Origin of the sequence: Blautia sp. HCP3S3_C4, from assembly GCF_052064095.1 — a bacterium.
GTDB lineage: Bacteria > Bacillota > Clostridia > Lachnospirales > Lachnospiraceae > Blautia_A.
Genome location: NZ_JBQHWF010000026.1, coordinates 1 through 13,037 on the forward strand (window position 1 = coordinate 1; position 13,037 = coordinate 13,037).

Consider the following 13,037-nt stretch of genomic DNA (forward strand, 5'->3'; position numbering starts at 1 on the left):
TAAATAATTCTCCTCATACATCCTAATACAAACATTATACTATATATCTGATCATGCTAAAAGAGCCAAAACGGATAATTGCGGAAGAGCCCATCGCACAGGAATATTCAGCGATAGCTAAAATACTTCATTGTAGCAGAAATACAGTAACAAAATATCTTGAAGGAGACTATGATTCTTTATGCCGCAAAAACTTTTACAGCGGAATGGATCAATTTTATGATTATATCATCAAAGAGTTATCTTCTGGAGTGAGCAGAAAAGATGTTTTCCGAAGTCTCATTCAAAAAGGTTACAAAGGCGGCCAGACAGCAGCTTATGATTACATGAATAAGATTATAGAGCGTTTTCATATTGATATAGCGGTCTACAGGAGTTCTTCAACGGACGCTATTCAGAAGAAGAAAAAACTTCAGAAATATGACCACATATCAAGAAACGGCATCTTCCGTTTCTTATGGATGAACCACGAGATAACGGATTGTCATAAATCATATCTGATGGATACTTATCCGCAGCTTAGGACGCTGAAGTCCTGCATTCAGGAATTTCGGGAGATATTTCAAAAGAAAAACATGCCGTACTTATATCTTTTTATTGAAAAATACAAAAACAGCGATTTGAAAGAACTTTCCCGTTTTGCATCCGGACTGGAAAAAGATTTATCTGCCGTAGAAAATGCTGTAACCAGCCCTCTATCGAATGGTTTTGTCGAGGGTACAAACAGTAAATTGAAAATGATAAAACGTACCATGTATGGCCGTTGTGGCAAGGAGTTATTGACCGCTAAGCTTATATTGCTAAAAGGATAAGACGGACAATTGCGGAAGAACCATTGGAGCACAGATTATTCAACAAGTTTTAGTCCGAATCATTCAGCTTTTAAACGAGAGGCAAAAAGTGTGCCATATGTCCCAGACTCCAACCGACTTAGTTCTCCGTCATTTTTATACCTGCGATTGTAGCAGGAACATATCACGCTTTATATCCATCACAACTATAATAATTGATTTATTATCCTTTCAACCCCCTCAATATATTCATCCATTCGTTTTCTTTTATAAACGTAAATATAAGATGGATGGTGAATTGGTACATAATAAGTCCCTTCATATTTTTTATAATGATATTCAAATTCATCCCATTTTTCAAAATTGATTTTTAAATGTTTTCCAACAGATGAATAAACTTTTTCTCCCAACAAAAAAACTATTTTCGGAGACATTGCCTGAATTTCACCAACCAAATGTTCAAAACAACTATCGATTTCTTTTCTATTAGGATAACGCAATTTTTGTTCCTCTGTTAAAGGAAGGCATTTTACTAAATTTGTTTTATATGTGATTACCTCTCCACACAATTCCTCTATCTTTTGAATCAGCATTCCTGTATTGGTTTCCGGGGACAACGGGACTTCTTCATCAGATTCCATTTTTTTTGCCGAAAGACCTACCCAAAAAACCTGACATTCTTTTTCTGTATCTAATAGCGGTTTTTGGTTAAAACACAAACCGCACTTTTGACATCTACGTATTTGCTCAATCATTGTTCTTCCTCTGTAAGTTTCTGTGTTTTTATAATATATTCATTTAACATTTCATCTATCTCCGCACTATAATTCCCAAATTCAAAATTGAACTGTGATCTTCCCTCAAATTGACTTATTGATTTATTAAATTCACACCCATGAATAATTCCAGTGCTTTTTACTATTTCATTATATAACTGTGTTCCATGATATGGTCTAAATTGGAACACACTGGTTCTAAATGTTCCAGGAGTCTTAAGCGATATTTCTTTTATTTTAGAAGCCAATTCATATGTTTTTTGAAAATCTTCTTTTGTTTCTTCTGGAAAACCATAAATAAAATACCCCTTCAAGTCAATTCCATTCTCCAGAATTTCTTTTGAGACAGTTATAACATCATCTGAACTACCAAGCTTATTTATTTTCTTTCTCATTCTTTCTGAACCAGATTCGATTCCAATAAACAATTCCCTACACCTTCCATTGTGGAGATCCTTCACTTTTTCAATATTTCCAATCAGAGACAACACATGAACCATTCCTCGCCAACTCAACTGTGGAAATTTTGAAAAAATATTATTTGCCATATCTATACTTTTACCATTTCTTAAAAACAAGTCATCTAAAATTCGAATGCTTTGTATATCTGGATATGTAGATAGTATTTCTTTGATTTCCATTATAACACTTTCTTCTGTGCGAATTCTGGTTGTAACATCTTTATTTAAGCTCCTGGCCCCTCCGCAAAACGCGCAATCAAACGCGCATCCTCTCGATGTAATGATTGCTATTTCTTTCTCACCATAATGATTGTCTACTATCTCGTTTCCCAAATACCTCCTATCCAAAAAGACATTTGAAATGTCCTCTGGAAAATATTCCGAATCTTTATTAACTCTATATACAAATTTTTGATTCTTTTGTTCCTCTGGAATCTGATTACATAGTCCTAAAACAAGGGCAGGTATTATAAATTCTCCCTCACCAATAATTATGTTCAATCTATTTTGGGTATCCCATTGAAGTATATCAAAATAAATACTCTTAACGGCTTGTCCTCCGATAAAACAATCACATGGGATCTCAATACTTTCAATAATAAACTTCACCATTTCGTAATTTTGCGTAAAAATGTTTATTCCAATATAATCTGGATGCATTTTATTAATAAAATTCGCTATATCTGTTACAGATTTTCTTTCTTTTACGCAATCTACAATAGTAACATCTATTCCCGCTTTTTCTAAATATGTTGCTATATATCCTAATCCCAGTGGTGATAAATACTGTTCTTTCTCTTTTGTGGTATCCCAAAATATAGGAGAGTTAAATAGAATAAATTTTTTCATACCTTCCTCCAGTTATTAACTACATAAGAAACTACTTTTTCTACATTTTCTTCCAAATTGTCATTGTTATAAATATTCATAACATCGATATTATATTTCCTTAATTCTATAATCCCTCTCTCCATAAAATCAAGTTCACTTTTTGACTGATTCCCTTTTTCAAATCTAGTCAATGTATCTCGTTCTGATAATCTTTTTTGCAAAACCCTTTCATCTGCAAACACTGCCAATTGCAAATCCGGCTTTATTATTTCGGAATTTGCATTCAACACAAAAGTAGCACTAACACCATCCATTTCTTGCAATATTAGTGATGAAAGTATATACCTATCAGAAATAACCAGTTGTCCCTCTTCTAATGCAGGTATAATTTCATTGGTCATATGCTCATATCTATCTGCCGCAACCAAACACGCCAAACTTATCCCTGAATGTTTTTCTGCAAACTCTCTTAAGAAATTTCCCAGTTTAGTATCCGTGGGCTCCCTTGTTATATATACAGCATATCCCAATACTTCCAATTTATTTTTTATAGCCTCTATTAGTGTTGACTTTCCAACACCATTAGGACCATCTACAGCTATAAAATAACCGTCTAGTTTTTCATTCTCTAACATATAACCACCATCTCTATTGAAAAGAAAATATGTGTATCACAGTATCAATATATTTATCATCACTTTTGTTTATAATGGGATTTTCCAAAAGATTTTACCCCTGCTACAAGGCTTCCTGTCTCTGCCTTTCTAAAATTTCTGTATATTGTTCATACGCAGCTGTTTGGAACATTTTAAGTATTTCCTCCTGCACATCTAACATTGCCGGATGAAGACGAAATCCATCAGCATCTGAATCATATTCATACGTTTTACATATATCTATTTTTAAATCATCATATTTAAAATTAATTTCTACAACCACCTCACGCAAATCAGCTAGACTCTCAAATTTATATCCTATAGTTGTAATATAAAAATCATTTTGCAAACACTCTTGCACAAATGAATTATTCCAAATACTAGTTCCACTCAAGATAGCACTTGTAATTCCCTGTAGATTTGATAATGCAGAATCTTCCTCTTCATCTAATTCCTTAGTCTCATCGTCCTCGGATCCTTCATTCCTTACTGGGATCTGACCCCGAGAGTTTGTTCATTCTTCGGTTTTGCCATCTGTATCTTCCTCCAAACCTTCTTCTTTCCCTGTGGTCTCTCTTTTCATTCCACTCGCCACTCGTTCAGAAAACCGAACCTCTGGTCATCTGTCACCCCGGAAAAGAAGTCTGATATTATCATCTGATTTTCTCTCCAACGTTCATCAATTCCGGATATACCCTCTCCTTGGCTAATCCCAACGAAATAAAGCAATCTGCAATAGCTCTGGCATCAGGTCTGTCAATAACAATATTATACAGGAATTGTTTCTTATTATGAGCTTTACTCCGCTTCAGGTAATAGTCCTGGATTCTTTCCAATGATAAATAATCATAATCTCCATTTAAAGACGGTTCCGCATATAAATTATATGCCAGAAACAAACCACTCTGTGCACGAATCCTCGGATTTAATTTCGATGTATAAATTGCAAGCGGAAGAAAAGCCATTTCCTTTCCACCAGACAATACTATCTGACGTGTATGTCCATATGAATTTGTTTTTTCATATTTCACATTACCGAGCAGAAACATGTCAAAAATTTTCTCATTGTATACCGTTGCAATATTAGGAATTTCTCCCTCCCTGCTACCTGTTGTTTTTACTGATGCCCGAAAAACCTCATCATCTTCCGGCAACTGTATCATACCTTCATTAATCATCTGGGTTCTGGCACGATTATAAAGGCTGGGACTGAAAATCTGAATAGAAGGATGATTAGCCGCACTTGATATCTCACCATTGATCAATTTTTCTAACGCAAAATATAAGCTGGCAAACGCATCTTCCGACCAGTCCATAAAATTAGTACGAACATTATAATGCTGCATTAAAGCAAGATAATCAGAAGTGGAAAATACAGAACGATCCATAATCTCCGGAGCCCCATCTGCACGATATTTGAACTTTTCGAACAAATATCTCTGGTACTGAGCCAAATATGTAAAATTACTCCGTTCGAAAACATTTGCACGCATGATAGATGGTAACAATTCATAATTACTGTTCATCTGTCCCCTGTACCATAATGAATATTTTTCCTGAGGTAATACATCTGTGCAACTTTCCTTCAATTTCTTAGTAATTTTCTCAAACTCATACATCAGTCCATTTATGTCGAATACTTTTGTACTGTATTCTTCTACATAATTTTCATTTTGGGCTGATGAAATATTTATAATAAATTGCGTTTTTACCGCTTCCAGTTTCGTATGTGTACAATATAGATTTTTATTCTGTCTCTCTTTTTTTATTTTATTATTATCTAAATTGATTTTGGACAGCTCTATCAGTGTTTTTCCTTTTTGGTATTTCTGCATTAATCGTATATTTTCAATAAAAATCGAGGCATCAAATTTCTTAACAGCACATTCATACATATTTACAGCCTCTTCACAGGAATTTTCCAAGACTTTCCTGACTTGGAGCAATGTCTCTCCATAGTCGCTGATAATTTTTTTGTATATGTGAAATTTTACTTTTTTGTTTTTTCTATTACGATCTTGTGACAGGCGCTGGCTTACTCTTATTTCATCACATATTTTTCTTAACATCACTCTGTGCATATCAAAAAAAGTCTCTTTCGATAAGTCCTGCACTTTGATAAATGTATTCCACCACCCATCCAGTTTCATTTCATTTTTACTGAATGCTCTTTTCAGTGTTTCTTTGCTGATTTCATGATGGATAGTAATATTCTTCGCAAAATATTGAACTCTGTAACTATCTTTTAATTTGTCATCCAGTATCTGTTTCCTTATTTCTTCATAATATTTCAACACCATGCCTATGCGAAAATATTCTCTGGTTTGAACAGTATCAAATTTTTCTGCCTTCATCATGAGATTTTCCTGACACTCAATGTAAAGGCTCATATACTCTTCCAATTTCATATCAGTCAGCTCAATCATTGCCAGATCGGCTGCTGTCTCCTTCAGACCATCACTTAATTCCGTCATCATTTTTCTTATGTCCGGTAACAGACTTAATATAATCTCCCAATTATATTTATCCCGCCTCTCACCCCTCATAAATCTCTCTACATCTTTCTCATAATCCTCTCTTAAACCATTGTTCCTATAACACAGTTTAAGATCTTCATACGAACAATTTACTGCCTTTGAAGTATTTTTTCCATCTTGCAAATCCTGATCTATCCTGTTTAATATCTCCCGAAAATCTGAATCTTTCCCATCGATCCAATTACAAATATCCTCCTCCAGGTACTCATACAGACACCTCTGATAAATTTCAGCCACAAAGAATACACTGTCGTTATCTGTATCCCTGTTAATCTTATGTTTACGTTTTATTTTCTGATCGATGTATTCATATTTATCCGCTACTACTGTTATAATCTCAGGATATAAATATTCCTTCGTTCTTCTCCAGGATTCCGTATTTTCCAATACCCGCTTAAGAAGCTTACTTATAATCTCTTCATAAAAAATAGTACTCAGGAACTGACCTGTATAGAAATCCCTTTTTTCTCTGTTTTCAGGAACAATGTAATGATAAATCTCATGATATAAATATTGAAAATACGTTGGAATATCATAAAAGCTTATATGTGGAAGATTTATAGCCAATAACTTGCATTTCTGAACTGTATCTCTGAAATTTTCCTTATAAAATTCTGTTTTATCAAAATAAAGATTACTTTCTACAATAGGAACCGAGTCAACCGTGACAATAGGAACTATTTCTGTCTGACTATTCGTACCTTCAAGTGAATAAGCTTCTTCCAGAATCTCTTTAATAATATTGATGTAACAAAAAAGAACGCTATCCTCCTGCCCGGTATATCTTAAGTGACATTTAGGAATTTCGAAATTGAGGCTATTAGATTCTGCCATATGGAATATCTGTTGCTTCAACACATCCATTACTTCTCTCAATATGCTCATAAATTCTATATCATACAGATTTTCCTGCATAAACTCTATCATATCCTCTATACAGTTCAAACTTTTCAGAAATATATGAGTGAAATCATCTGCCCAATGCTGATTCACAGCTGAGACAGCATTATACCTATAATCACATAATAATGAATCAAACGTATCTACCACACCTGAAGATTTATATGAAATCTTCTTCAGTTGAGAGCGTATTTCATCTGAAATCTGATTAATTTCAGACTTTTCATCATTATCGTCCAGACGGCTATCGCCAACTTTCTGTCTTTCCGAATTCGAAACTGTTACATTACTATTCTGAACCTGAACATCTATCTCTTCACCAAAAATAACATTCGTTTGAAGAATTTCTCTCTGATAAGAAGCCTCTATATGTTTAAACATACTCTGATCATCAAATAACGTAAACGCTTTATTTGCATCAACTTCTAAAATAATATCATACTGTCCTTGTGTGTGATAAACATTTTTTATAATTTCGTGGAGACTATCAGTATTTACGTCAAATTTACCTTCTGAAAGATGTTTTTTTAACGTAATCTGTACGAAAGCCCTTCCCTTAATTTCACTGAATAGATTTTCATTTCCTCTGGGATTACGTGACAGAATCGTATATGCCGACAGAAAATAATGAGGGAGTGCAGCCTTAATACAGTTCACCGACTTTAAGATATCTGCATACTGATTAGAAAACCACAATACAGAAATACCAAATGTTCCCATATTGCCCATAACCATATAAGACAGGTCAACATCCTTCTCCTTCAGTGAATTGTCTATTGTAACAGTAATAAGATTCCTCACATTATCTATCTTTCTTTTGTAATCAGTCATCTCATCTCTCACTTGATTCGTGAAAGGGAATTCTGTCAATCCAATAAACAAATGATCATCAAATTTTCCAGATTCATTATTGAAAAAGCCAAACTCGTCCTCTGTCTCAATATAAGTATAAGCAGGATCATTTTCCAGAGTGTAGAACAATAATGATTGTCGATTGCCCTGCCAGCTTCTGGCTAACTCTGATAAATCCCTGAACCTGCTTATATCTGTGATACAATTTACTTTTAAACGATCAAACTCCCCAAACGTTAAATATGTTTTATTAACATTTTGATTATTTCCAAGAGCATTTAAATCATCCAGAGAGTTTTTGGTGTATCGAAGATACTTATAATACTCAAAAATATATCCTATCATTTGTTATTTCCCCCATTAATGCTTGTCACTTTCTTCTTAACACATTTAAAACAATAACATCGTCATGTGCGTCTGTAACTTCAAAAAGCTTTTGATTTGTTCCCAGTTCCTGTTCAGTCTCAAAATATCTGTCCATTTCTCGTTCTTGTGTAAAAAAAGCATTATGAGTAATGCCCTGAATTTTCTTTTTTTTCATTTTTCTCAATCACCTCCAACTCTCTATGTATCAGTGGAAAACTAATGCCCTTTATGATAATCCGAAATCGTGTTCTACATGTGACCAAATTATTAAAAAACTCAAATATTTCCCTTACAAAATTATATTCAACCCCACCATATTTATGATAGGCGTAACATCAATGACAGTATTTCAGTTCACTATAATAGCCAATGGGAAATAATTTCCACTTCTGGGTTTTTCAATCTGCGGATTCTGATCTGACTTTAATTTCACAACCAATTTCTTCGCCTGTTCATGCGCTATTGAGCATGAAAGATAATACGATTTACTTTCATTTTTATATTTGTCCTGAAAATTATAACAGGCTTTCAGCAATGACTGCGTATAATATCCTCCCTTCCTACTATCATCACCAGATGTCTCTCCTACGATATTTCATGGGGTCTGACCCCGAGAGGTATATTGCCAGACCCATTTTCAATAATAACATGAATGGGATTATTTTTGGGGGAAGAATCGTCACCAGATATGAATCCGTCCAGATCCGGGTCCGGATTGGAATCCAGGTTAGAATCCGGATCAGAATCGAAATCTGAATCCTGGTTCATATCTGGTACAGTTTCCGCTTCATCTTCAAAAACTGTTTCTGTATTTTCAACATCACCTTCCTAGGCAGAAACTGCAAATGGGGATATAAGAAACAGGATACTGGCAATTAATGCAGTAATCAATAAGATGCCGTCTGTTTTAACGGCAAATACTTTTGTAGTGACGGATTGTGCGCTGGTGGCAATAATATTTTATGATAACCGGAACAGACAGCAGAGCCGCAAGATTATAGGAATGACGATGTGTTTCTTTATGGGGTCTGACCCCGCAGTGTTTCTAAATGAAACAGATAATCCGGCAGGAAATCTGCCGGATTGCACAAAATGCCAATGACACAAAACATAGCAGATCTATGACATGGGAGCAAATCTGATTAGTGACAAACTGAGAAATCAGCAACACTCAAGTACCCGCTAAAAATTCATATTATACTTTCTTTAGAGAACTTTTAGGATATGTTCACTTATTTTATTAGCATTTCATAGGGTCTGACCCCGAGTATTCGGACAAACGAGTCATCCTGTTTTTGATCCTTGTGAGCATTTCCTGTGTCTGAATTCGAATGTTGGATATATTCCTAATCTCTGCATAGATCCCGGTTGAGATATATGAATAAGAGATTCTTCTCACATTCACCCAACCGATAATTGTTTTTGGCCCTTTTCATTCATTTTTGCTCAAACTATTGTCTTCCAACTCTTAAATGAGATAAATCCGACTTTATCATTGTTGAACATAAACGGCTTCTTTCTCGGAATTTCTTATATTGAATTATACAAGAAGCTCTTGTTTCATCTAATTTTGCCTGTCATTGTACTTTATTTTTCACTAAACGATCAAGAATATTTACCAAATCAATCATCCTAATATTCTTTTTGACATCTCGTCTATAAAAAACGTAAAAAAACTTGTCTCTTCCTGCTGAATGGGAAGATAAAACAGTTGATATTTTACCTAGACTGCTTAAGGATTTAAGGTCAGAAAACTCTATTTTTAACTCTGACAATCTTTCTTTTGCAAAACCACTACTAAACAATGTTTCCTCTAATAATACAAAGTCAAAATTTATGCCCTGATTATCTGCAAACGTCTTAAATGCTTCCAACCAACATTTATATTCTTTTTTATCTTCAACTTGTTTTCGAAACTTTTTGTCACATCCAGACTCTTTATATAATTTTTCTGCTGCTTGAATGTCTTCTTCACATGCCTTCAAAGAAGCTTCATTTATAACATTTGAATGTTTAATAAAATTCAAATATTTGAGCAGCGCCATCATTTCCTCCTCTAATACTTCATATGTTTGTGCACTAAAACATGTTCCAAATAAAGCTCTATATTCTGCTTCTGATTTCCACAGTGGATGGCGTCTTTTCCCTCTATCAAGATATTCCTCAACATATTTATTGCTATCAAGGTTCTTCATCAAAAAGACAATATCTGCATCACATAGTAATGACACACGGACATTCTTCTCTTTGATCACTTTTCCCTCTCTTGATAATGCTTCTTCCGAAAACAATACATTATCTCCATATTTTTCATTCAAATCATCAATAATACGTTTGATTAAAAAACCTTCATATTGTACAACTGGATGATTTTGAATCCATTTTCGCTCAGCATCATGTGCATATACAACATTCTCAATTACACTTATAGCACCTTTTGTATAGACAACTTCATATTTCGCCTCTCTTTTTACCTGGTCCTTTTTAATATAAATACTCCGTAATAGTCTTTCATAATCAATATTAATTGTATCAAATCCTGTTATGTATGCATCGCGAATTAGATAATCCAATTTATCAACATCAATTACTGATGAATTGAGCAATGAAATAACACAATTCAATATCTTATGCTTTTCATCTTCATATCTTACATATTGATATCCTGTGATACAACGTGCAAAGAAACTTTTCTCTTTGGCATTTCCGATTATATCACCAAAACGTTCAATCGCAACAATTGCACTCATCAGTTCGTGTGGGGCTGCTTTGTAAGACTTCTGGCTAATCTCATTTTCTAGATTATCATCACCTGTTAGCTCACTCAGTCTTTTATGTAGTTCAACTCTTTCACCACTTTTTAAATAGTACTCTTCTCCTGTATGTGAAAATGGCGCATGCCCTACATCATGTAATAAGCATGCCAGAAGAAATACTTCTATACAACGTTCATACTCTGTATCTTTCAGTTCTTCTTCAACAATACTTTTAATATTCTCTGCAACTAAGTTTCCTAGATAATACACTCCAAGCGAATGCACAAAACGATTATGAACTGCTGAAGAATATAATGGTGCATAACTTGTCTGTATCACATTTCGTAATCGTTGAAATTCTGCCGTATCAATAATTTCTTTTATAATTTTATCGTCTATCGTTATATAACCGTATATAGGATCTTTTAATCTTTTGCTCACGGATCAACTTACACCCCCAGTGCCTGCACAGACTCCTTGTTCATAAATGCCTTCATAACCTTTACTGATAAGTAGCTTCTAAACTTACTCCATAACTCATCTACTTCAACATCTTCTTTTAAACGAATTCCTTCTTCTTTTCCAAGACTAAATAATTCATAATACTCCGAATAATCTATTAAAAAATTATTGGTTCTTTCTGTTGAAAGTATCAATACTGCTTTTTCATCTTCTTTATTTAGTAATTTTACAACAACTGCACCATACTTATCCAAATCTTTAAAATAAACCTCTCTTTGATCCTTCTTTTCAGCCAACTCAATTAATGCATTAGCCACCAAGTCCTCAATTCCAATGCGAATACACATTCTATTGTAACCTCCTCCATATTGTATCTACCATTTAAATTATATGTTATTATATTGTATTATTACTATTTTTATTAATGTTCAGCCTTAAAGCTCAATGACAAATTTCTCTAAATTCCTATATTCTGCTATAAGTGTAAAAAGCAAGGATGTAATTCCGCGAACTACATCCTTGTATCACTATATAATTATCGTATCGCGTGATTATTTTCATATCTTTATTCGAAATAATACAGATAATATTCCCAAAGCCAGCCATTCATCAATGTGACTATACATTATCATATTTTTAGCAACACATCAATTAGCACTTTTAACAATAATTACAAGATTCAAAGACATTAAAGTCTCTCTCTGCATCAATCAATCCAAAACTCAAGAACATTGAATACAAATAACTGGCACCGAATACTCCTATTTTTTTCGGTCCGCTTATATTTCCGTTCTTCTCTAATGTCACTTTTAGAGCAGCTTTCACACTACTTCTCGTTATAGATTTTTTCTTTCGATTAATTTGTATTTCATTTCCATTTACGGTATACCGAAATCGTAATCCTTTTACCGTTGTAAAAGAATACCCGGAAAAAATTTCAATCGTACTCCACAGATATTTCTCCATATATTCCAAGGACATCCCCTTACATATCTGTAATTGCTCAACAGCTTGTTTTCTTTTTCTATAAATTTTACAACGTTCTGATTTCATGGGGTCTGACCCCGAGTATTTATACATGATAAGTTTTTGCAAGATATTTTATGTTTCTTTTATAGAACTTTTAGTTCTTCTTTGTCGGTATTTCATGGGGTCTGACCCTGAGTATTTAGACCCCGAGTATTTATATCTGTCCATCAATTATCTGGTCGAGAAAGACATCATAGATAGTTGAGAGCAGACCTTCAACCCAGAAAACATCATGATTGTTGCAGCTGGTAATAGCCCCAAATTCCGCAGAGGTATCATTGGACAAGGGAATCTCCAGTGTAGACCCATCAACAGCAAAAACACGGTATCCAAACCAGTTTTTTGGACAGTCAAGTGAATAATCCGGTGCCCGTGGCTCTTCCGCAATTATCCGTTATTATTGTTATATCCCATGTACCTCAACTTTGCTTCAAGCAACTGCCTGCCACATCTTCCATACATTGTACGTTTTATCATTTTTAATCTGCTATTAGTTCCTTCCACAAATCCATTACTGTAATCATATGCTACAGCATTTTCAACTGCATCTATATCTCTTTTTAATCCCTCAGCAAAACTTCTTAAGGGTTTAAGAAGATTTTTACTATATTTTTCAACAA

11 protein-coding genes and 1 pseudogene are annotated in these 13,037 nt (G+C 34.0%); 1 reads left to right on the forward strand and 11 read right to left on the reverse strand.

The genetic code is table 11. The features are described 5' to 3' along the window. The first annotated feature begins 251 nt into the window (after nucleotides 1-251). Complete coding sequence (locus ACTNC6_RS15650; protein WP_441044561.1) at nucleotides 252-812, forward strand: transposase; 561 nt, start codon at nucleotides 252-254, stop codon at nucleotides 810-812. Between the two features lie 185 nt (nucleotides 813-997). On the opposite strand, the gene ACTNC6_RS15655 is transcribed toward ACTNC6_RS15650, so the two are convergent. From ACTNC6_RS15655 to ACTNC6_RS15705, 11 genes and pseudogenes are all read right to left on the reverse strand, one after another. Further along, nucleotides 998-1,546 carry a uracil-DNA glycosylase family protein gene (locus tag ACTNC6_RS15655; RefSeq protein WP_138277269.1) on the reverse strand — a complete coding sequence of 183 codons (549 nt, stop codon included), beginning with the start codon at nucleotides 1,544-1,546 and terminating at the stop codon, nucleotides 998-1,000. Then, on the reverse strand, nucleotides 1,543-2,877 hold the full coding sequence (locus ACTNC6_RS15660) for a B12-binding domain-containing radical SAM protein (protein ID WP_138277268.1): 1,335 nt from the start codon (nucleotides 2,875-2,877) through the stop codon (nucleotides 1,543-1,545). The genes ACTNC6_RS15655 and ACTNC6_RS15660 overlap by 4 nt, the downstream gene beginning before the upstream one ends. Then, nucleotides 2,874-3,494: a dTMP kinase gene (gene tmk / locus ACTNC6_RS15665; RefSeq protein ID WP_441044562.1), complete on the reverse strand. Its 621-nt coding sequence runs from the start codon at nucleotides 3,492-3,494 to the stop codon at nucleotides 2,874-2,876. The genes ACTNC6_RS15660 and tmk overlap by 4 nt, the downstream gene beginning before the upstream one ends. 103 nt (nucleotides 3,495-3,597) lie before the next feature. Beyond that, a complete protein-coding gene (locus ACTNC6_RS15670) occupies nucleotides 3,598-3,909 on the reverse strand; it encodes a hypothetical protein (RefSeq protein ID WP_441044563.1) in 312 nt (103 codons plus the stop codon). Nucleotides 3,910-4,168: 259 nt separating this feature from the next. Then, a complete protein-coding gene (locus tag ACTNC6_RS15675) occupies nucleotides 4,169-8,149 on the reverse strand; it encodes an FRG domain-containing protein (protein ID WP_441044564.1) in 3,981 nt (1,326 codons plus the stop codon). Nucleotides 8,150-8,174: 25 nt separating this feature from the next. Beyond that, nucleotides 8,175-8,345 (reverse strand): hypothetical protein, encoded by a 171-nt coding sequence (locus ACTNC6_RS15680; RefSeq protein ID WP_195455248.1) that lies wholly within the window; start codon nucleotides 8,343-8,345, stop codon nucleotides 8,175-8,177. 1,104 nt (nucleotides 8,346-9,449) lie between these two features. After that, nucleotides 9,450-9,638, reverse strand: a pseudogene (locus ACTNC6_RS15685) (IS110 family transposase); the annotation flags it as partial. A 109-nt stretch (nucleotides 9,639-9,747) separates the two neighbouring features. Beyond that, nucleotides 9,748-11,367, reverse strand: a complete 1,620-nt coding sequence (locus tag ACTNC6_RS15690) for an HD domain-containing protein (RefSeq protein ID WP_441044565.1) — start codon at nucleotides 11,365-11,367, stop codon at nucleotides 9,748-9,750. An 8-nt stretch (nucleotides 11,368-11,375) separates the two neighbouring features. Next, nucleotides 11,376-11,735, reverse strand: a complete 360-nt coding sequence (locus tag ACTNC6_RS15695; protein WP_441044566.1) for a hypothetical protein — start codon at nucleotides 11,733-11,735, stop codon at nucleotides 11,376-11,378. 313 nt (nucleotides 11,736-12,048) lie between these two features. After that, entirely contained in the window at nucleotides 12,049-12,441 is a 393-nt protein-coding gene (locus ACTNC6_RS15700) for a hypothetical protein (RefSeq protein WP_441044567.1), read from the reverse strand. 363 nt (nucleotides 12,442-12,804) lie between these two features. After that, a partial coding sequence (locus ACTNC6_RS15705; protein WP_441044568.1) for a transposase occupies nucleotides 12,805-13,037 on the reverse strand: 233 nt, incomplete at its 5' end.

What these genes read in the sequence shown, in the direction of transcription:
- ACTNC6_RS15675 (WP_441044564.1), bottom strand. Translation starts at nt 8,149, where the DNA reads ATGATAGGATATATTTTTGAGTATTATAAGTATCTTCGATACACCAAA.
- ACTNC6_RS15680 (WP_195455248.1), bottom strand. Translation starts at nt 8,345, where the DNA reads ATGAAAAAAAAGAAAATTCAGGGCATTACTCATAATGCTTTTTTTACA.
- ACTNC6_RS15700 (WP_441044567.1), bottom strand. Translation starts at nt 12,441, where the DNA reads ATGAAATCAGAACGTTGTAAAATTTATAGAAAAAGAAAACAAGCTGTT.
- tmk (WP_441044562.1), bottom strand. Translation starts at nt 3,494, where the DNA reads ATGTTAGAGAATGAAAAACTAGACGGTTATTTTATAGCTGTAGATGGT.
- ACTNC6_RS15655 (WP_138277269.1), bottom strand. Translation starts at nt 1,546, where the DNA reads ATGATTGAGCAAATACGTAGATGTCAAAAGTGCGGTTTGTGTTTTAAC.
- ACTNC6_RS15660 (WP_138277268.1), bottom strand. Translation starts at nt 2,877, where the DNA reads ATGAAAAAATTTATTCTATTTAACTCTCCTATATTTTGGGATACCACA.
- ACTNC6_RS15695 (WP_441044566.1), bottom strand. Translation starts at nt 11,735, where the DNA reads ATGTGTATTCGCATTGGAATTGAGGACTTGGTGGCTAATGCATTAATT.